Raw genomic sequence first — 18,429 nt, 5'->3', positions numbered from 1 at the left:
TCAATAGCAGTGTGACTTCGCTGAAAATAAAAAAATCGGTCAGATTGTAACCTTTTTCATGCAGAGGCGACTACTTCTATGAATTCGAGATATGAAGGAGATGCTTTTTTATGAAAATGACGAAAGTCGTACCATTTGCTATGTCAGCATTATTATTAGGGGGCGCGATTGGAGCTCCAACTGCATCAGCTAACGAAGGTGAGGCTGTGGTGACGAACGCAGAAACTACGGAGCAACAAGTGCAGCCGACTTTTATTAAAGTAACGGGTACCGTGGAAAATGTAGATGTTCGTGAAAACGGAACGTCCTATACAGTAATGGACGGTGACAATACGAACATTGTCATCGCTAATAAAGAGTCATTCATTTTCGATAATACAGGAAAAGAAGTCAAGCTTCAAAAAGGGGATAAGGTGTCGGCTTACTCTTATGCGAAAAAACCTATGCTTGCAATTTATCCACCGCAGTATAACCCAGAAGTAATTATTGTTGAAACAGAAGCAATGGGTAGCGTGGAAGTTGATTTCTTCGATAAAAATTTAATCGATACAGACAACAACTTAAAATTAAATGTTGGAGAAGATACTAAATTAGTAAGTGCTTCTGGTAAAGATGTAAAATTGGATGATTTAAAAGAGCAGCATTTAGCCGTGTTCTACACAATTGCTACGATGAGTATTCCTGCTCAAACACCACCTTCTAAAGTCATCGTGTTGGACACGATCGAGAAGGAAGAACCAATTGAAGTAGATCCAGAGCCAACTCCTGAACCAGCACCATCGAATCCAGTTGTTCAAGAAATCATCAAGAAAGACTTTTATGAAGTAGAAGGGACGAAAATGGTGCCACTACGATTAATCGCAGAAGAACTTGGCTTTAAAGTAGAAGTTACGCCAAAAGGTGCTATTGTTTCGAAAGGTGCCGTTTCCTATACCATTACTCGTGGTCAAAAGGAATATGGCTACAATAAAGCGCTTCGCCAATTTAAAGTTGCGCCCGCTTTATTAGAAGCTGGCAAAACATATGTACCAGTTGAATTAGCAGAAGAACTAATGAAATAATGACATTGAAGTATCTGGCAATTCGCTAGGTACTTCTTTTTTTATTTCCTTCTAATGGAAAATTCAGTACAATGAAAAAGAAAAGTCGAAGCATAAAGGAGAACGTTATGAAGCAAGCACTCATTATTATTGATATCCAAGAGGCTTTCTTTTTGGATAGCCAACAAAATCTATGGAATGATGAAACGATTATTAAAAATATCAATATGGTAATCACATGGGCACGTCATAACGAAGTCCCAATTATTTTTATTCAACATACAGAGGCGGATGATGTTGATTTTGCAATGGGTCAGCCAGGGTGGGAGCTGTATCATGGACTGCTTAGACAGGCACAAGATAAAGTGATTCAAAAAACAACTTGGGATGCTTTTTATCAAACGGATCTTGCACAATATTTGAACGAACAGCACATTGATCAGTTGATTTTCGCAGGTGCTCAAACAGAGTTTTGTCTTGATACGACGATTCGCAGCGCTTTTAGTCATGGCTACCATCATAATATTTTAATCGAAGATGCACATAGCACCTTAAATAGTCAAGTACTCGCAGCACCTCAGATCATTCAGCATCACGAATCCGTATGGCGTAATCGCTTTGTAAAAATTCAGCCAGTTGAGGAGTTCCCAAATGCTCATTGACCAAAAAGCGTTTCATATAAAAGAGCTAGACTATATTATTCGCTGTGCACAACTTGAGGATGCTCAAGCTTTATCGGATTTGCGCCTACAATTGGACGGTGAAACAGAAAACTTCGACCGAGAGCAGGGGGAGGCATTCATCGATCAAGCGGGCTTCGAGCAGCTTATTCAGCAGGATACAGCAAGTCCGAAAAATCTGTGTTTAGTAGCGGTTGTAGGTGATCAAATCGTTGGATACTCCAGATGTGAGGGCTCTCCATTAAAGAGACTTGCCCATAAAGTAATATTTGGCGTCGGTGTTAGGAAGGCTTTTTGGGGCTATGGTATTGGAAAAGCTCTACTACAAGTATCTATTGATTGGGCGGATACCAATGATATACGGAAAATGGCATTAGAAGTGCTAGAAACGAATGAAAAAGCTATACAGCTCTATGAAAAATGGGGCTTTATAGTAGAAGGTATTTTGAAAAATGATAAATGCCTTGCAGATGGTAAGTACTATCACACAATCATAATGGGTAGATGGCAACCCTAGTTAAGAAGGAACAGATATGACCAATTTTATGTATATTTTTTGTTTAATTGTCTGGGGACTTAATTTTATTGCAGTAAAGATTCAAGGAACCCCAGTCAGTCTAGAATTATCTTTAACCTATCGTTTAGTTATAACTGCTTTTTTATTTGGCCTACTTGCTTGGTTGATGAAACCACAGGGTAAGCCACAGCAGCATGATTTTCCATTTATTATCGTCTTTGGTATTTGTAATTTTGCCTTCAGTTATTTAGCTCTATACTATGCGACGATGTTGAGCTCCGCTGCGATTGTCACTTTAATTTTTTCATTAAAAGTAATTTTAACGCCCATAGCTCTACGATTATTTCTTAAAGAACCATTACATCGTCGCGTTTTAATCGGTGGTACTTTAGGGGTAATCGGTGTTGGGGTATTAATCTATCCCACTTTACATAGTTTTTCAGGTTTGGCTGATTTAAAAGGGGTCCTAATTGCTTTACTCGGTACTGTCCTAACAGCAATCGGGGATGCAAGCTCTGCAAGAAATGCAAAGCGCCAGATTGACCCCATTTATGCCAATGCCATTGGTTTTACAGTCGGCAGTGTAGTCATGTGTGGTATTGTCTGGATACAAGGACAAAAAATCGTCTTGCCTACATCCATTACCTATTTATCAGCCCTACTGTATTTAACGATCATCGCATCATTTCTTGCCTGGCTATTTTATTTAAAGCTAGTAGAAAAAATTGGCGGGGCGAAGAGTGGCTACATGGTTGCGTTGTTCCCTGTGATTGGCGGGATTGCTTCTGTTGTCATAGGGGAATCTACGCTTAACCTGTATTTAATCATAGGCTGCCTCTCTAGCTGTATAGGAGCTGCAATTGCCTTAGGCTTTCAATTTAAGCCTTTTTTACGAGGAACGAAAACCTCCTCCCCTTCATAAAATAGAGAAGAACGCTTGAAAAGGGTGAGGACAAAATGTCATTCGTTCAATCGAGTACAATGGCAAGTAGCAGAGAAAAAGAAGAGGATCATTGGGACATTGACCGTTGGGAAAATGATGGTGGCAGAAGTTTGCAGACGTAAGGGGGGACGAAAATTTGTCTCCCTTATAAAATGTTGAAACCTTTTTTCGTGTTGCTCGTATGATTAAGTAGACAAGTTTTAATAGCAGATTTGAAAAAAGGGAGAAATATTTTTTGAACCATTGAACAAAACGATTATTATTCATTATTTATTTGATTGTTATTGCGGATGCATATTACACAACATTGTATATTGAACAAAAAACACCACCGCAATATCAAACCATCAAAGCATCAGCCATTACAGTTAACATGGTACGGTAGCAAGCCTCACAAAAAGAAGCGGACAACCCGTCGCTTGAAGCCTATGTCCTTCAAGCCATTGCTTCAGAGAGTGACCTATGGCATGGTGACACAGGTAAGGAATTTAGAACATCGTACAAAAATGCACGTCTTTTTACGATACCAACAGCTACGTTGCTGACACCCTGTACATTTACAGGGTGTTTTTGATAAGGAGAATGAATGAAATGAGCATGGTAACCTACATAGGATTAAATTTCCAGGCTGCAATAAATGACGACGATACGGAAGATGAAGTTGAAATAACAGATTTGTTCCTTAGTAGCGAAGAGCGTCAAATGCTTCAGCATCAACATTTTACAACGCCATACCTATATGAGCTTGAAGCAAAAGGGAGTCCCATTTGGCAAATGCATAACGACAATAAAGTGCATTCGCCACATAACTACGAAAAATCCAAAAGCACATTACTTCTTGTTTGTAACTTCCTGAAAAAACTTCTGCCAAAAGGTGATTATTGCGAAATCTACATTTGCTGGAAGGGGGAAGAAGGGGAGGATAGCGAAAAGAAATTCGAGCTCCTGTTAGACCAACTCTCAATAGACCAGCTCGAAATGAATGAAAAATACTTGATTACAATAAAAAATCAATTCTAATAAAGATTGAAGCGAAAAGCCTCACCCTTTATTAGAATTGTTTATTGGAAGTCGATCGGAATAAAATCGTCCCCGAAGAATGCTATGATATTGCAAAGATACTCAAAGACATTCGTGAAACTCGTTTCTCGGATGGCTTGTCTTGTCTACATTGTGTTAGTATATCGGTATAGTTAGTTGCAAAAAGTTTATTTGTTTCGTATTATGAAACAATCTCACATTTCAAGGTGTTTCGATTTACTGTGATATATTCCCCAGTTGATTTATTCATTACTTGTGACACTTTCTTGGTATGCGTTATCTCGCACCAATCATTTTGTACATCCACCAATATTTTTATTTCCACACCACTTTCTCCATATTTTAAACCACTATAAGATAATTTCGTCATGATCATCATTCCTTTCTTAATCTTTAATATATTGTCAAATATGATATTTCAATCTACCTGTTTCTATTATACTGCACATTTATTGATTTATAAAAAAGCAACAATCTTTACGAAACCAGCCTAAAATAAAACGAGTATAGATATTATTAAACTGCCAGGGCAGTTTGGTTTAATAATCGTACAATTGTTAGAATTTGGTATAATTATTTTGGAGGTGAACGTTTCATATATGATAGTATTTGTGTTCATTAGTATTTATTTAATGCCGATTTTAGCAATTATATTTTGTCTAAACCTTGTAGAAATAATAAAGAAAGTAAAAAAAGAACAACCAACTACTGCTAACACAGTTTGGTTAACAATCTCTTTTGCATTAATTATATGGAGCATTGCTGTTACATCTTTTGGTGAATAATAGAAACGCTTTAGCCAAAGCAATCAACAGCTCTCCCTTAAAAATAAAATTTAACAACCAGCCACGATTCTGCTAAAAGAATTGTGCCTTTTCTTTGGGGGAAGGGACAGATTGCTAAACGGATAGTAGTTTAAGGCGAGGGGAAAATAAATTTCAGTTAATCGTTCAAGTTGCATACAAATATAAAGTGTGATGAATATTAGTAACTCATTAGCTATAATTATTCCAGAAAAAAGCGCTATTTGTGAGTTGAAAAAAATCCCAATTTCTCAATTTGAACACTAGGAAATTGGGATTTTATTTGATATAACAGTCAGATTTGCTTTTAAATCGCTTTGTTGTATGCAATAGTCAAGCAATTTTAAGCATCGTTTATAAATAGGAGCGTTTAGCTGGCCATGAACCTTGTAGTTTACGAAGTTGTACAATTTGTCCTGTATGATAAGCATCGTGCAAAAGGATATTTAGATATTGTTGCCAAACTGGAAGAGAAGGACTAGGTTGATCCAATTCTGCTTCTTGAAGGGATGCTAATGAAGATTGTAAGGCATCATGTACGTGAAGTGTTCGCTTCACAGTTTCTTGCCAAGCATCCTCATCATTCGCTCCACCTTGGACAAACGTTTCATCATTATTTTGTGGAGCAACAAATGAGTGATCTTTATGTAAGCGAGAAAGTAAGCGCTCTTTAAAGGCTAGTAGATGGTTAGTATTTTCCCAAATCGTATTAGCGGCCTTTCCTTCTGGTTGCCAACATGCTTGTGCAGCAGTGAGATTCTTTAATGCTTCTGATAGTGGTGGATACCATTCTTCTTCGAAAAAAACTTGATTGACTCCATTTTGCAAGAGTTCCTTTTTACTCATTGAGATAGCCCCCTCTTTTGTAACCTTCTAAACAGTACTTACTATTAATTTATCAAATTTTCCGAAAAGAGTATATAGGAGTGAAAATATACTAACAGGGACGTTAACCTTAGGCTCAGTGCAGGTTAGAAGAACAAGAAAGGCTATTGAATGACGTTCTGTTTTGTATCGGAATCTGATGGATTTGCTTAAGTATTTATTTATAATATAAGGGAAAAATACTTACAAAATTTACATTAGAGGTGGCGATAATTCTTGAGAAGGTTAGTCATACTAGTCATGGTGATTTTTGGATTATTTTTCCCGATACAATTGCTATTAGTAAAGGCGAGTATTCAACCAAAATTGGAAAAAGTAGATGTTTCATTTATTCAAGTAAATCGTTTAAACGGGGAAACTCGTTTGTTTAAGGAAAATGATGGATATGAGGAAGTGATTATCGATAAGATTGTTAACTGGATAAATACATCAAGCCCTTCCGAAGAAGCAAATGAGTTAGAGTTAAATCAAACTTCCATCATCTCGATAATGAAAATAAAACTAAAAAACGGAGACGTTGCAGTTATTGAACCAGCTTATAATTGTGTATCCCAAAACCAAGTAAAAACATGTACGATTGCAGATGGTGAGGTTATCTATACAAGTAATAATAAAAAGCTTCGATTGAAATCAGTAGAACTTTATGATTGGCTCTTAGTTGGCTGGAAATATGAAAGTGTTGGAGCACCAAAAGATGAGTTGCTTGAAGAAACTTTATATAGCAAATATTTTTCCTATCTCGATGAAACTTACGCAGATTTTATCATGTGTCCAAAAATCGATAAAGTTGAAACAATAGATGGCAATACAAGGAGACATATTGTTCAGGCAAGTGCGTTAAATTATAGTGCACATCATGGTGATGTTCCCTTTGATAGAATCCATATAATGTTGACTGATACGCCAGAAAATGGAGTGAAAATAAATAAAGTGACAATACAAAAGGGGATTATTGAAAAAGAAAGCGCTATACAATGTAGGCGAGCGAGCTAAAGGATGACAGTGTGAATGGATGGAACAATTGATAAAGGAAATAATGTCTCAGAGTAGCCAATATAAAGTTCAAATTATTAAACGTAAGGATTGTCTCTATACTATAGAAGTATTTATGTGGCAAGAAGAGTATGAATATGAGTATTGGCGTCCAATAAAAAAAGATTTGACTTTGGTTGAAACGGAGGAAGGTGCAATAGCATTAGCCATTGAACATTTAAGCGTGTACTCTGGAGAACAATGCTTTTATTAATGTGCCCAATTTTGGATTGATGTTTTAAAATGCACTTGCTTCGGCAGGTGTTTTTTTCATTATCAATGCTCAAAAATAACATGTTTAATAATACAAAAATGGTTAAATATTGTATAATGAAGTTAGGATATTTTGATATTAGTAGCTTGTAGAAAAGAGAAAGTGGTTGAGAAAATGAAGAACAAAAAAGGCATAGTTATTGCTAGTATTATATTATTATACTGTGTGATTTCAGTTATCTATACGCTTTTACTGGATGGAAAAATCAATTGGTCTCTATTATTTTTAGCAATATGTATGATTTATATTATAGAAGTTGCTATATCTAATAATAAATTACTTAAAAAGAAATTGACTAAGTAGGGCCAATACCAAAAGCTTAACAGGTTAAATCAGTTTTTACAGTTAAGTTACATCTGTTGGTAGGGCATCCACTCACATTCCAACGGTTTTATTATTCTCCATTTGCATTTAATACCTCACATTATCAGGTGAATAAGAAGGTGGGTATGCTATTGTTTAAAGAAGTTTCAAAGCTACAATTGGTACTATCTTTTTTGATGGCTTTTATTGGCTTCTCACAAGCATTTAACAACTGGGGAGAAAAGAGAATGTTATCTTTATTCTTTTTGATTGCTAGTATGTTCGTTTTAATTGTTGCGAGTTTAGCTCTGATTTTTTATAGAAAACGGCAAATCATTAAAGAGTAATGATGGGCTTCAAAAAGAAAAAGATTGAAGCTTTTTAGCTCCAATCTTTTTTCTTGTGCAATCATACCGTATTTTCTAGCCGAGGCTCAAAATAGGGGACATGATCTAAAACATTGATATATCAACTTGCATTTATTTTATTTGACGTTTGGATAAATCATCGTTGCTGGGTCGACAAATTCATCGAATTGCTCTTCTGTTAGTAAACCACTTGCGATAGCTGCTGCTTTTAAAGTAGTGCCTTCTTTGTGCGCTTTTTTCGCGATTTTTGCTGCGTTTTCATAACCAATGTATGGATTTAATGCCGTTACAAGCATTAATGAATTTTGTAAATTATGATCTAGTACTTCTGTGTTAGGCTCAATGCCTACAGCACAATGGTCGTTAAATGATTTCATTGTATCGGCTAATAGGCGAGTCGATTGTAAGAAGTTGTAAATAATAACGGGTTTAAAGACGTTTAGTTCAAAGTTCCCTTGAGAAGCGGCGAAGGCAATTGTCGCGTCATTGCCGACTACTTGTGTGACAACCATTGTCATAGCCTCACTTTGGGTAGGGTTTACTTTACCTGGCATAATCGATGAGCCTGGCTCGTTTTCAGGGATTGTGATTTCGCCAATACCAGAACGAGGGCCACTCGCAAGCCAGCGAACGTCATTAGCAATTTTCATTAAATCAGCTGCTAATGCTTTTAATGCACCATGAGCAACAACAGCTTCATCATGGCTTGTTAAGGCATGGAATTTATTCGCAGCCGATGTGAACTGTTTGCTTGTTAGTTCACTAATCTCTGCTGCTACACGATCACCAAATTCAGGATGAGCGTTGATACCAGTACCAACAGCTGTGCCACCAATCGCAAGCTCTTTCATATAGTCAATATTTTGGAGTATCATATGCTCGGATTTTGCTAGCATGGCTGCCCAGCCGCTAATTTCCTGACCCAATGTAAGAGGTGTCGCGTCCTGTAAATGCGTACGGCCAATTTTAATAATATCTTTAAATTGAGCTGCTTTGTCTTCTAACGTTGATTTTAATAGACGAAGTCGTGGTAATAAGTAATCTTCCACTTTTAACACAGCTGCAATATGCAATGCTGTTGGGAATGTATCATTTGAGCTTTGTGATTTATTGACATCATCATTTGGATGAACAATATCAGCTTCGCCAGCGTCCTTTAATAATTGGTTCGCACGGTGTGCAATGACCTCATTCACGTTCATGTTGGATTGTGTACCGCTACCTGTTTGCCAAACAACAAGTGGGAATTGATCGTCCCATTGACCATTTAAAATTTCATCTGCAGCCTGTACGATGGCATTCGTTTTAATATCAGAAAGTTTGCCTAGTTTGTTGTTCGCAATCGCAGCACTTTTCTTTAAAATAGCCATGGCTTGCACAAGCTCAATCGGCATTTGCTCTGTACCAATTTGGAAATTCTCTTTACTGCGCTGTGTTTGCGCACCCCAAATTTTATCAGCAGGTACTTTAATTTCACCCATTGTGTCTTTTTCAATACGATAATCCATGTTCAAACAGCTCCTTTATTATGTAAAACTCTCCTAATATACAGATAAAAACGGATACTCTTAGTCTGATGTAAGAATATCCGTTTGATACATGCTTATTCAAAAAAGAGGGGGATTCTGAATTAAGCAATTTGGAGAAAAGAAATAATCTACTGATAATGATAATTGTTATCAATTAAAAAGTCAACGGTTTTTCTTGAAGAAATTAATGATGAGAATAATTCGCAATCGTTATCTTTGGTTTTCCCGAATTTCTAAGAAATAAACGGCGCTGTGAGGCGTTATCTCTTTTTCTTTCCGATTTCTTTCAACGGTTGTTTTTTAGGGATTTTTTCAAATAAAACCTTTACCTGAAAATTATGGTCATCCATTTGAAGTACCTCTATCACCTTGGCTTTACGCCCTTTAATTCGAATATCCTCTTCCACTGTAGGCAGTTTAACGAGCAATTGGCTTAAAACAGACGTCTTGTTTTCATAAAAATGAGTCACAAACATCGCTCTTCTCCTTCTAACATTTGATGTTACTCAATTTATGAGTGGGGCATAGTAGATAGAACTTTGGGTGAAGTGGTTGATTAGATTGGAGCTTCTTCAAGCGTTCATCAATTGAAGGGACTCACTCACCGAGATTTCCAAATTGCTCATAAAGCATTCCCCATAAGTAATCTCCCAAAATTTCTGCGCAATAAAATTATTACAATGAGCCAATTGCTAGGAAAACCAATGATTGTTGCGGAGAAAGCGTGGTTCATTCTGAAATACTTCACCAACAAAAGGTTTTATTTTATTTGAAAATCAAAAATATGACATAATTCTCCGTATGAGAATTGCAACTTTCGACATAACCTTTATTTATTTCTCGGGAAATATCTCATAGGATTATGAAGGAATAGTAAGGATTTCGTAAGCTATTTCAGACAATGATTTGATTAGGGATTCAGAGGGGTTCTTTTAGAGAAATATAATGTGTTTATGATTTGATTGACTATTCTTATTTTTCTTTTGACTCGTGAGATAGGTGTATTATGTTTCAGCTAGGGCGATGTTCGTTATAATAAGAGAAAGGAGGAAACGAGATGTATTTAAAATCATGTAAGGTATTACAGGACACGATTCCGAATAAACAAATGTATCCTTTTAATATCCCAAGCTTGCAGGATTTATATGAGCTGGAGTTTCCGACAAATGTAACGTTCTTTGTTGGAGAAAATGGGTCGGGGAAATCAACATTACTTGAAGCAATTGCAGATCGCTGCGATTTTAATACAGCGGGTGGTGGTCGCCAGAATTTATATGACGTACATAAGGCAGAGTCTTCACTGGGTGAATATATCCGCTTGTCGTGGATGCCGAAAATCTCGAATGGCTTTTTTCTACGATCAGAAACATTTTATCAATTTGCCAGTCATATTGATTTGTTAGAAGATCCAAGGAAATATAACGCTTTTGGTGGAAAGTCGTTGCACCACCAATCTCATGGTGAATCTTTTCTTGCATTATTTATGAATCGTTTTAATGGCAAAGCTATCTATTTATTGGATGAGCCTGAGGCAGCATTGTCTCCAACGAGGCAGCTAAGCCTGCTGAAAATTATCAAGGATCTAGAGCATGAAGCCCAATTTATTATTGCCACACACTCGCCCATTTTACTGGGCTATCCCAATGCTACAATATATAGTTTTGATGAAGGAGAGATTGAATCGATTCGCTATGAGGATACCATTCATTACATCGTCACTAAACGTTTTTTAGATGCACCGCAATCCATTTTACGTGAGTTATTTGATGAGGAGAGGGAATTATGAATCAACGAAAAGGCTTAGTCATGCGAGAAATTCGATTAGACGAAATGGCACAGTCCATTGATTTACTGAATTATGTATTTCAGATGTCTATGTCCATTCACAAGGATCGCCGTTTTGTAAATGCCAAGAGCAGGCAGTTTAATGAAGGGCATGCCATTGGTTGGTTTGATGGCAAACAGCTTGTATCCCAAATTTTAAGTCTACCTTTTGAGGTTAATGTACATGGCAAAATTTATGAAATGGGCGGCATCACAGCAGTTGGCACATACCCGGAGTATTCTGGGCATGGCTTAATGGAGAGCTTAATTATTGAAAGCCTGCAAAGTATGCGAAATGAAGGACAATGCATTTCCTATTTATTTCCATATTCTATCCCTTATTATCGCAAAAAGGGATGGGAAATTATGAGCGATATTGTAGAGTTTCAGGTGAAGGATACACAGCTTCCGCATTATGCGGGACTCAATGGCAAAATTCGTCGTGTTGATCCCAAACATGAGGATGTTGTAGATATTTACGCACGTTACGCACAGAAAACGCACGGAGTAATGGTGCGCAATAGTATTGCGTGGAATGAAAAATTTCAGGAGGATTTCTGGGAGGAGAAATTCATTGATAGCGATGTCCAACTACAGGCAGCGGTCTATTATGATGAAGACGATGTAGCGCAGGGCTATATGTTCTACCGTATAATGGAGGAAAATTATTATATTGATGAAATCGTTTATTTACAGGAAGAGGCTCGTAAAGGCTTATGGAACTTTGTCTCGGCACATAGCTCGATGGTTTATAATGTTTACGGGAAAACAACGGGAAATGAAGCTGTGGCCTTCTTATTAGAGGATAGCGAGATTATTCAAAAGGTCTCTCCTTATTTCATGGCGAGAATTGTCGATGTCAAAGAGTTTTTACTACGCTATCCCTTTGTCAGTCAGGATTTCGAGCTTCAGCTTGCTGTCAGTGATCGCGTTGTGGCGTGGAATAATGGTACATTCATCATCAAAATGAAAGATGGAAACCTATCTGTGCAAAAGGTAAGTGAGACGTTAAACGATAATGCTGTTCATTTAACTGTGCAAACATTGGCTACGATGCTGTTAGGCTATAAACGCCCAAATTATTTAGAAAAAATTGAACGGCTACAGGGTCGTGCTGAGGAAATTGCGTTGCTTGAAGCTGTCCTGCCAGTGGGTATCCCAACATTTATTGATTATTTTTAAGCCTTTTAGTGCGCGAGGGGGAGAGCCATAACGTTGACAGTTATGGCTGCCATGCCTCTTTTAGCCGTTCGACACCTAGTTTGATTTCTTCCATTGTTAACTTACTAAATCCTAATTGTAGCAATGGGTCCTCACTTGTTTGATTAATAAAAAACGGGCTTGTTGGATAAACCTTCACACCATAAGTCTCGGCTCGCTGGATGAGCTGTTGTTCTGAAAGGGGAGACTTGACCTTCACTACTATATAAAGCCCCGATTGCTCGCCCAATACAGCTATTTGTGGACCAAATTGTCGTTGCAGCTCCTGAACAAGGTGCTGCATTTTTTGTTTATACGTCAAGCGCATTCGTTTAATATGACGTGTCCATTCCCCTTGTGCCATGAATTGGGCCATTGTCCGTTGATGAAGGGACGAGGCATTTTGTTCAAAATGAGCAAAGCGCTCTTTAAATGGCTGTACTAGCGTATTCGGCAAGACCATATAGCTTAATCGTACACCAGGTAAAAACGATTTTGAGAAGGTGCCGAGATAGATTACCTTTGAAGGGTCGATCGAGGCAAGGGCAGGAAATGGTTGTTGTGTATAGCGAAATTCGCCATCATAATCATCCTCAAGAATATAGCCATTGACTTGCTGCGCCCATTGAATTAAGGTTTGTCGCTGCTGAATGGTCATGGACACACCGTATGGGAAATGATGTGAAGGGGTGACATACAATAAGCGTGATTGACAATGTTTAAGTATATCAAGTTGTGCCCCTGTCTCCATTACTGGCAATGTCTCTATGACAAAACGATGTAACTGAAAGGCCTCACGCGCCCCATTATAGCCAGGGTCTTCTAAAAGAACACTTGGGAAATGGTCTTTTAATAAAAAGCCCACATACAGTAGCATTTGCTGTGTGCTACTGCCGATCATGATATTTTCGCTCGTTGTCGATACGCCTCTTGCTTGTAGTAAATACGGTACAAGCTGCTCCTTGAGCAAGGGATCTCCAAATAGCTCTCCATATTGATAGCATGATGGTTCCTGTAATACTTGATTGGCTAATTGACGCCATGTTTTCATAGGAAAATATGTCTGGTCAACAGCCCCAGCACGAAAATCTACAAGCAATGATGTTGTGTTGCTGGTTGGCTGTGATAGAACTGGCTGTTCCTGTTCCTGTTCCTGTTCCTGTTCCTGCAAGAAAACTGGCTCTAATGCATTGACGAAATAGCCTTTGCGTCCTTCTCCACGTATATATCCCTCAGCTACAAGCTGTTCGTAAGCAGTTAACGTTGTATTACGGCTAACCTGTAACGTTTCTGCTAATTTTCGAATGGAGGGCAGAGAATCGTTTGTTTGAAGTGTTCCTTGTGTAATGAGTATTTTCATTTGCTGATACACTTGTTTATATTTAGCCTCTTTTTCTGTTAATAGAAAGATAAAGTCATCCATATGATACCACCTTGACATGTTGAAATATTTGAAATTGTTTCTTTTGGAATGTCAGATTATTTACTACCATCATATAAGAAGGACAATGAAAAAGGAATGGGGAATCGAAACATGAAAATTTGTACAGTGACACAGGCGACCATTGAGGATGTTGTGCCTTTATTTAATGCCTATCGGGAATTTTATGGGCAACTGTCTAATATACAGAAAGCAGAGCAATTTATACGTGAGCGAATAGAACAGGCAGAGTCCATTATTTTTCTTGCGTATCAGGAGGATGAGGCAGTAGGGTTCGCTCAATTATTTCCTCTCTTTTCATCCGTAGCCATGAAAAAAGCGTTTATCTTAAACGATTTATTTGTTGCCAAACAAGCCAGACAACAAGGGGTGGCACAGGCTTTAATGGAACAATGCTACGTCTACTGTAAGCAGGAAAATGCTCGTTACATGATGCTTGAAACTGCAACGGATAACATCAATGCACAGAAGCTCTATGAAAAGATGGGCATGACGATTGATAACAATGTCTATTATTATAGTATTTATTGGTAATTAAGCTGTATGGTTGCTTAAGCGTGGAGCTCGATTGGTTGGTGGTGGGATTGCTCATAAAAGGACGTAAGTGTTAGACCTCGCCATGTCTAATTAGACATAGCGGGGCCTTGTGTTAGGCATGACTCATCCAGCCTGCGAAAAGACCAGAGGAGAAAAAGCGGGTAATGTTTTTGAATCCAGCTTCACTTAATAATTGTTGGATTTCTTGATCGGAAATGAAAGAGATATTCATGATGACTTTGCCCATATTTTCTACTTTCTCTTTTGTGTAGCCAGCGTCTAAAAAGACACTTTGCCAGATTTTGATACGATCTTGTAGTTCGTCACTTTCTCGGTCTCCATAGGCACAAGCAAGGACGAACGGTTTTCCGGGCTTTAATTGATCGTGAATGTTTTGTAGTAGATGTAGTTTTTCCTGACGATCTACAATGAAATGAAGGACGAGGATACAGCTGGCCGCATCGAATTTTGGCGTGGTTTGTGGCAAGCTCTCAATAGTTCCTTGTAGCAGTCGAACTCGGCTTTCTAATTCGAGTTGTACGGCCTTGTGTTGAGCGATTTGGAGCATTTCCTCAGCTGGGTCAATGCCTGTGAATGTCCACAGAGGGTTCGTTGGTCCCCATGCGGAAAGTTCATTGCCACCGCCAGCCCCCACAACTAGCAGGGATGCCTCTTGTTCACCTAAATGAGAACGGAAATAGGCTTGAGCCACGGCAAATAATGTGTCATAGGCAGGCACCGAAATACGAGTACTTTGCTCATATGTACGTGCCTTTTCTAATAAATGTGTTGATAGTTTATCCATCGATATAGCCTCCATTGCTTTATTATATACATTACAGACCCTTGTTGTCTGTAATTGAGTATAAATGAAAATGATTGAAAGGACAAAGAAATCGCTTTTTATTGAAGAGATTGGCGAAATCTTTTGGTTTTCAAATGAGCAATTTCATGCAGGGCATCGTGTTTGGCTGAGCTATGTTGTGGGGACACTTCCCGTTCATGTGACCTTGTTAGCCGTGCTTATGACGGCCTTTGCGGGCTATGTCATATGATAGATGAATGAGCGGATGACAGGAGGCTTCATAGTATCGCAAATTTGGTAGCGGCAGGTTTTTCTATGTTTCCAATGCTATCATGATGACATTTTGACTTATTTGCATTTCTTGACGGACGCTTGCATAATAGGGCAGAGAAGATTTTTTCATGAAGGGACGTGCAAGCATGACAGAATGGCCTAAGGGAGTAGCAAAACCAGCAATTCGTGCATTACAGGCAGCGGGTTATACAGAATTGAAGCAGCTGGAAAAAGTGGACCTTACGACACTAGCTCATTTACATGGGATGGGACCAAAAGCGTTAGCGGCGATTGAAGCGGCTCTAAAGGAAGGTAGTGAGCCTCGTGAATAAGCTAACATTGTTTTTACTAGCTATGGTTGTCTACTATATTATCGTTGTATTCCTTATTAGCAAGCTGTTTATTATTCCAATCATGAAAGTGATGGCCTTGATCTTTTTTATAGGGGCAGGCTATATTTTTTCTCGTAAAATGCGTAGAAAATTACAGTAGGAGGCAATATGAAAATTGTAAATCTAACATTCTTTTATGGAGCAGTTATTATCTTAGCGATTACGCTGTCATTAGCAGGTGTTCGACTATCCATCTCACTCGGGATATTTGCGTTATTCGCAATAGGGGTAATTTATCGTCATATACATATTTTATATCGCACCAACAATATGGAGCAGGTGGATAAATGGGTGAAAAAACATAGAAAAGAACCCATCTTTGCTGCACTTTATGCCAATGCTTATGAGACGAAGGAAGAACAGATTCGTGCAGTTGATGCTATCATCGACTATTACAAGCAACCTGCCGTAAAGTATAATTATCAATTTATTAAAGCAATCATGGAAGAGAATTTGGGTGACGCGAAAGTAGCGGCAACAAAAATTGGCAAAGAACCTTTAGCTAGCTATGCACATTGTTATATCGCTGCACTCGAAGGCAGAACAGCTGACATGACAAGTGATAAGCTAACACAGCCGTGGATGCAACCCGCAATCGAAGCAGTCTATGCCTATACAGTAAAGGATCAAGCAAAGTTTCGCCAATTTGCAGATGCGAGCATCGAACACGCTCGTGGCATACAGAAATATGGTCTTATACATAATTTCAAGCAACTAGAAGAAGATTTGGTCATTCAATAATAGTTGGGCTACTTGGTAACCAGTACATACGGTATCGAGTAGCCTGTTTTCGTGTAGCTTACAATAAATGAAAAAATGATTTTATGAGGTGACAATGATTGTCTAAAATTGATCATATGATGCAGATTCTATGGATGCTGCATGCAGGCAGGAAAATTACCGCGAAAGAAATAGCTGAAAAATTAGAGATGAATATAAGGACAGTATACCGATATATTGACGCACTTTCTGCCAGTGGTGTACCGATTATAGCAGAAGCGGGTCATAACGGAGGGTATACCCTGTTGAATAATTTTATTAAAAGTCCTCTTCTATTTGAGATTGATGAGAAAGCGGCATTACTTCATGCTGTTATTTTTGCAAAAGAAGCTGGTTATTTTTTAGATGAGGCATTAAATAGTGCAACATCAAAGCTAACAAAATTTTCAAATCAAGAGCAAGAAGAAATGATTAAGCAACATTTAGAAGGATTCGAGATTGTAAGTCCTAATGCTCAATCATCTATGGAGCCGATATTGAAAAAAATAGAGGAAAGTATAGTAAACGAAACATCTGTTGAAATGGAGTACCGTACAAATAATGAAGAACAACCTAAACATAGGTTGATTAACCCGTATGGCTTAGTTTATTGGAATAATAACTGGTATGTCATTGCCTATTGTCATTTAAGGAAGGGGATCCGTAATTTTAAAGTAAGCCGCATTATCAATATGAACCAAACAGCCATTACCTTCCAGCGACCACAACCTTTCTCGGCAAGTGATTTTTTTATGAAAAGCATTCTACCACAAGTAGAAGATAAACGGGAACTTACACCTTTCATCATTTGTGGTAAGACGGATGCGGTAGATGACATAAGTCAGCATTGGTTTTTAAGGGATCACCTCAAAGAACGGACCTCAAAGAAAGCGATATTTCTAGTAGAGGAAGAAGCGTTACATAAATATGTTCCCTATTTGCTATTACCATATGGAAAATCAATACAAATAGTAGAACCAATAAGCTTAAAGCAAAAAATGATTGACGTACTTTATGAGCTAATTAATTTTTATCAAGTTGAAAACTTTACTGACGGAGAATGTCAGTGAAGTTTTTTTATAATAAGCGTAATTCATTTAAAAGGAGTGCTTATTATGCATACAAGAAGAGTGTATCTTTATGTATTTAATACGATGTCAGACTGGGAAATAGGCTATTTAATTGCTGAACTGAATTCAGGAAGGTATTTTAAAAAAGGATTAGCGGCTTTTGAGGTAATTACGGTAGGTATTGATAGAAGTCCTGTTACTACGATGGGAGGAATTACAATACTTCCTACTATTTCCATTGATGAATGTCAATTGAATAGTACGGATGTCTTAATTCTTCCAGGAGGCAATACATGGCTTGAGTCTATACATGATCCTCTATTGAAGAAAGTATCCATAGCGTTGAACGAAGAAATTATCATAGCTGCAATATGTGGCGCAACTATGGGTCTCGCAAAGATTGGTTTGCTAGATTCAAGAAAACATACAAGCAACGATTTAGAATACTTGAAAATGTTTTGTCCACATTATATAGGGGATAAACATTTTGAGGAAGGCCCTGCTATAACGGATGGAAATTTAGTTACGGCATCAGGTACAGCCCCACTGGAATTTGCTGTTCATGTTTTGAGGCTACTTGACGTGTTTAGACCAGAAACATTACAGGCGTGGTTGAATCTTTATCAAACGCATGAAAAAAAAGACTATTTTGAATTAATGTCTTCTATTGAATAATTAAGGTCTCAGTGGAGCATGTGTAACAACATGCTCCT

The 18,429-nt window shown here is 37.9% G+C and carries 24 protein-coding genes; 17 read left to right on the top strand and 7 right to left on the bottom strand.

All coding sequences use genetic code 11. The annotated features are described in order from the left end of the window. Positions 1–110: 110 nt before the first annotated feature. The 5 genes from CRI88_RS14860 to CRI88_RS14840 all read left to right on the top strand — a co-directional run bounded on the left by CRI88_RS14860 (position 111) and on the right by CRI88_RS14840 (position 4,200). Positions 111–1,061, top strand: a complete 951-nt coding sequence (locus tag CRI88_RS14860; RefSeq protein WP_101966789.1) for a stalk domain-containing protein — start codon at positions 111–113, stop codon at positions 1,059–1,061. 107 nt (positions 1,062–1,168) lie between these two features. Next, positions 1,169–1,702 (top strand): cysteine hydrolase family protein, encoded by a 534-nt coding sequence (locus tag CRI88_RS14855; protein ID WP_089932401.1) that lies wholly within the window; start codon positions 1,169–1,171, stop codon positions 1,700–1,702. Beyond that, positions 1,692–2,237, top strand: coding sequence for a GNAT family N-acetyltransferase (locus tag CRI88_RS14850; protein WP_058844961.1), 546 nt, complete (start codon positions 1,692–1,694; stop codon positions 2,235–2,237). The genes CRI88_RS14855 and CRI88_RS14850 overlap by 11 nt, the downstream gene beginning before the upstream one ends. 16 nt (positions 2,238–2,253) lie before the next feature. Further along, the gene (locus CRI88_RS14845) at positions 2,254–3,159 is read left to right on the top strand and encodes a DMT family transporter (RefSeq protein WP_089932398.1); all 906 of its coding nucleotides are present in this window, start codon (positions 2,254–2,256) and stop codon (positions 3,157–3,159) included. 612 nt (positions 3,160–3,771) lie between these two features. Then, positions 3,772–4,200 (top strand): hypothetical protein, encoded by a 429-nt coding sequence (locus tag CRI88_RS14840; protein ID WP_089932396.1) that lies wholly within the window; start codon positions 3,772–3,774, stop codon positions 4,198–4,200. 202 nt (positions 4,201–4,402) lie between these two features. Here the strand turns inward: CRI88_RS14840 and CRI88_RS14830 are convergent, their stop codons facing one another. The 3 genes from CRI88_RS14830 to CRI88_RS14820 all read right to left on the bottom strand — a co-directional run bounded on the left by CRI88_RS14830 (position 4,403) and on the right by CRI88_RS14820 (position 5,870). Continuing rightward, positions 4,403–4,591 carry a hypothetical protein gene (locus CRI88_RS14830; protein WP_089932394.1) on the bottom strand — a complete coding sequence of 63 codons (189 nt, stop codon included), beginning with the start codon at positions 4,589–4,591 and terminating at the stop codon, positions 4,403–4,405. Between the two features lie 255 nt (positions 4,592–4,846). Then, on the bottom strand, positions 4,847–5,029 hold the full coding sequence (locus tag CRI88_RS14825; RefSeq protein WP_089932392.1) for a hypothetical protein: 183 nt from the start codon (positions 5,027–5,029) through the stop codon (positions 4,847–4,849). A 349-nt stretch (positions 5,030–5,378) separates the two neighbouring features. Then, on the bottom strand, positions 5,379–5,870 hold the full coding sequence (locus CRI88_RS14820; protein WP_058844965.1) for a DinB family protein: 492 nt from the start codon (positions 5,868–5,870) through the stop codon (positions 5,379–5,381). Positions 5,871–6,125: 255 nt separating this feature from the next. Between CRI88_RS14820 and CRI88_RS14815 the strand changes: the two genes are divergently transcribed. The 3 genes from CRI88_RS14815 to CRI88_RS14800 all read left to right on the top strand — a co-directional run bounded on the left by CRI88_RS14815 (position 6,126) and on the right by CRI88_RS14800 (position 7,865). Beyond that, positions 6,126–6,902: a hypothetical protein gene (locus tag CRI88_RS14815; RefSeq protein ID WP_139149506.1), complete on the top strand. Its 777-nt coding sequence runs from the start codon at positions 6,126–6,128 to the stop codon at positions 6,900–6,902. Positions 6,903–6,921: 19 nt separating this feature from the next. Continuing rightward, positions 6,922–7,155 (top strand): hypothetical protein, encoded by a 234-nt coding sequence (locus CRI88_RS14810; protein ID WP_036127602.1) that lies wholly within the window; start codon positions 6,922–6,924, stop codon positions 7,153–7,155. 515 nt (positions 7,156–7,670) lie between these two features. Further along, on the top strand, positions 7,671–7,865 hold the full coding sequence (locus CRI88_RS14800; RefSeq protein ID WP_036127597.1) for a hypothetical protein: 195 nt from the start codon (positions 7,671–7,673) through the stop codon (positions 7,863–7,865). Positions 7,866–8,002: 137 nt separating this feature from the next. Here the strand turns inward: CRI88_RS14800 and fumC are convergent, their stop codons facing one another. Then, complete coding sequence (fumC, locus tag CRI88_RS14795; RefSeq protein ID WP_101966788.1) at positions 8,003–9,394, bottom strand: class II fumarate hydratase; 1,392 nt, start codon at positions 9,392–9,394, stop codon at positions 8,003–8,005. Between the two features lie 281 nt (positions 9,395–9,675). Next, positions 9,676–9,891 carry a hypothetical protein gene (locus tag CRI88_RS14790; RefSeq protein WP_089932385.1) on the bottom strand — a complete coding sequence of 72 codons (216 nt, stop codon included), beginning with the start codon at positions 9,889–9,891 and terminating at the stop codon, positions 9,676–9,678. 581 nt (positions 9,892–10,472) lie between these two features. Between CRI88_RS14790 and CRI88_RS14785 the strand changes: the two genes are divergently transcribed. Together CRI88_RS14785 and CRI88_RS14780 are read left to right on the top strand one after the other, a co-directional pair. Continuing rightward, on the top strand, positions 10,473–11,201 hold the full coding sequence (locus CRI88_RS14785) for an AAA family ATPase (protein ID WP_036127582.1): 729 nt from the start codon (positions 10,473–10,475) through the stop codon (positions 11,199–11,201). Next, positions 11,198–12,421: a GNAT family N-acetyltransferase gene (locus CRI88_RS14780; RefSeq protein ID WP_089932383.1), complete on the top strand. Its 1,224-nt coding sequence runs from the start codon at positions 11,198–11,200 to the stop codon at positions 12,419–12,421. Before CRI88_RS14785 ends, CRI88_RS14780 begins: the two co-directional genes overlap by 4 nt. Before the next feature lie 40 nt (positions 12,422–12,461). On the opposite strand, the gene pdxR is transcribed toward CRI88_RS14780, so the two are convergent. Then, positions 12,462–13,862, bottom strand: coding sequence for a MocR-like pyridoxine biosynthesis transcription factor PdxR (gene pdxR, locus CRI88_RS14775; protein WP_101966787.1), 1,401 nt, complete (start codon positions 13,860–13,862; stop codon positions 12,462–12,464). 48 nt (positions 13,863–13,910) lie between these two features. On the opposite strand from pdxR, the gene CRI88_RS14770 reads away from it, so the two are divergent. Further along, positions 13,911–14,414, top strand: coding sequence for a GNAT family N-acetyltransferase (locus tag CRI88_RS14770; protein WP_257982912.1), 504 nt, complete (start codon positions 13,911–13,913; stop codon positions 14,412–14,414). Positions 14,415–14,529: 115 nt separating this feature from the next. Here the strand turns inward: CRI88_RS14770 and CRI88_RS14765 are convergent, their stop codons facing one another. After that, on the bottom strand, positions 14,530–15,222 hold the full coding sequence (locus CRI88_RS14765; RefSeq protein WP_036127562.1) for a class I SAM-dependent methyltransferase: 693 nt from the start codon (positions 15,220–15,222) through the stop codon (positions 14,530–14,532). 70 nt (positions 15,223–15,292) lie between these two features. Here CRI88_RS14765 and CRI88_RS14760 point away from each other — a divergent pair, with 70 nt between their 5' ends. The 6 genes from CRI88_RS14760 to CRI88_RS14740 all read left to right on the top strand — a co-directional run bounded on the left by CRI88_RS14760 (position 15,293) and on the right by CRI88_RS14740 (position 18,391). Next, positions 15,293–15,472 carry a hypothetical protein gene (locus CRI88_RS14760; protein ID WP_058844973.1) on the top strand — a complete coding sequence of 60 codons (180 nt, stop codon included), beginning with the start codon at positions 15,293–15,295 and terminating at the stop codon, positions 15,470–15,472. Positions 15,473–15,641: 169 nt separating this feature from the next. Then, on the top strand, positions 15,642–15,827 hold the full coding sequence (locus CRI88_RS14755; protein ID WP_036127572.1) for a helix-hairpin-helix domain-containing protein: 186 nt from the start codon (positions 15,642–15,644) through the stop codon (positions 15,825–15,827). Further along, a complete protein-coding gene (locus tag CRI88_RS22520; protein ID WP_170829807.1) occupies positions 15,820–15,987 on the top strand; it encodes a hypothetical protein in 168 nt (55 codons plus the stop codon). Before CRI88_RS14755 ends, CRI88_RS22520 begins: the two co-directional genes overlap by 8 nt. Before the next feature lie 8 nt (positions 15,988–15,995). After that, positions 15,996–16,628, top strand: a complete 633-nt coding sequence (locus CRI88_RS14750; RefSeq protein WP_058844974.1) for a hypothetical protein — start codon at positions 15,996–15,998, stop codon at positions 16,626–16,628. 98 nt (positions 16,629–16,726) lie between these two features. After that, entirely contained in the window at positions 16,727–17,716 is a 990-nt protein-coding gene (locus CRI88_RS14745) for a helix-turn-helix transcriptional regulator (protein WP_089932376.1), read from the top strand. A gap of 45 nt (positions 17,717–17,761) precedes the next feature. Beyond that, positions 17,762–18,391, top strand: a complete 630-nt coding sequence (locus CRI88_RS14740; protein WP_089932374.1) for a type 1 glutamine amidotransferase family protein — start codon at positions 17,762–17,764, stop codon at positions 18,389–18,391. The last annotated feature ends 38 nt before the right edge of the window (positions 18,392–18,429 follow it).

Origin of the sequence: Lysinibacillus fusiformis, from assembly GCF_002845985.1 — a bacterium.
GTDB lineage: Bacteria > Bacillota > Bacilli > Bacillales_A > Planococcaceae > Lysinibacillus > Lysinibacillus fusiformis_D.
The sequence above is the reverse complement of the archived record's forward strand: the minus strand, read 5'-3'. Positions and strand labels throughout refer to the sequence as shown.

Coding starts and splice junctions, on each gene's coding strand:
- CRI88_RS14760 (WP_058844973.1), top strand. CDS start 15,293: ATGATTGAAAGGACAAAGAAATCGCTTTTTATTGAAGAGATTGGCGAA.
- CRI88_RS14820 (WP_058844965.1), bottom strand. CDS start 5,870: ATGAGTAAAAAGGAACTCTTGCAAAATGGAGTCAATCAAGTTTTTTTC.
- pdxR (WP_101966787.1), bottom strand. CDS start 13,862: ATGGATGACTTTATCTTTCTATTAACAGAAAAAGAGGCTAAATATAAA.
- CRI88_RS14770 (WP_257982912.1), top strand. CDS start 13,911: ATGTCAGATTATTTACTACCATCATATAAGAAGGACAATGAAAAAGGA.
- CRI88_RS14845 (WP_089932398.1), top strand. CDS start 2,254: ATGACCAATTTTATGTATATTTTTTGTTTAATTGTCTGGGGACTTAAT.
- CRI88_RS14785 (WP_036127582.1), top strand. CDS start 10,473: ATGTATTTAAAATCATGTAAGGTATTACAGGACACGATTCCGAATAAA.
- CRI88_RS14780 (WP_089932383.1), top strand. CDS start 11,198: ATGAATCAACGAAAAGGCTTAGTCATGCGAGAAATTCGATTAGACGAA.
- CRI88_RS14810 (WP_036127602.1), top strand. CDS start 6,922: ATGGAACAATTGATAAAGGAAATAATGTCTCAGAGTAGCCAATATAAA.
- CRI88_RS14855 (WP_089932401.1), top strand. CDS start 1,169: ATGAAGCAAGCACTCATTATTATTGATATCCAAGAGGCTTTCTTTTTG.
- CRI88_RS14830 (WP_089932394.1), bottom strand. CDS start 4,591: ATGACGAAATTATCTTATAGTGGTTTAAAATATGGAGAAAGTGGTGTG.
- CRI88_RS14750 (WP_058844974.1), top strand. CDS start 15,996: ATGAAAATTGTAAATCTAACATTCTTTTATGGAGCAGTTATTATCTTA.
- CRI88_RS14790 (WP_089932385.1), bottom strand. CDS start 9,891: ATGTTTGTGACTCATTTTTATGAAAACAAGACGTCTGTTTTAAGCCAA.
- CRI88_RS14755 (WP_036127572.1), top strand. CDS start 15,642: ATGACAGAATGGCCTAAGGGAGTAGCAAAACCAGCAATTCGTGCATTA.
- CRI88_RS14860 (WP_101966789.1), top strand. CDS start 111: ATGAAAATGACGAAAGTCGTACCATTTGCTATGTCAGCATTATTATTA.
- CRI88_RS14850 (WP_058844961.1), top strand. CDS start 1,692: ATGCTCATTGACCAAAAAGCGTTTCATATAAAAGAGCTAGACTATATT.
- fumC (WP_101966788.1), bottom strand. CDS start 9,394: ATGGATTATCGTATTGAAAAAGACACAATGGGTGAAATTAAAGTACCT.
- CRI88_RS14740 (WP_089932374.1), top strand. CDS start 17,762: ATGCATACAAGAAGAGTGTATCTTTATGTATTTAATACGATGTCAGAC.
- CRI88_RS14765 (WP_036127562.1), bottom strand. CDS start 15,222: ATGGATAAACTATCAACACATTTATTAGAAAAGGCACGTACATATGAG.
- CRI88_RS14840 (WP_089932396.1), top strand. CDS start 3,772: ATGAGCATGGTAACCTACATAGGATTAAATTTCCAGGCTGCAATAAAT.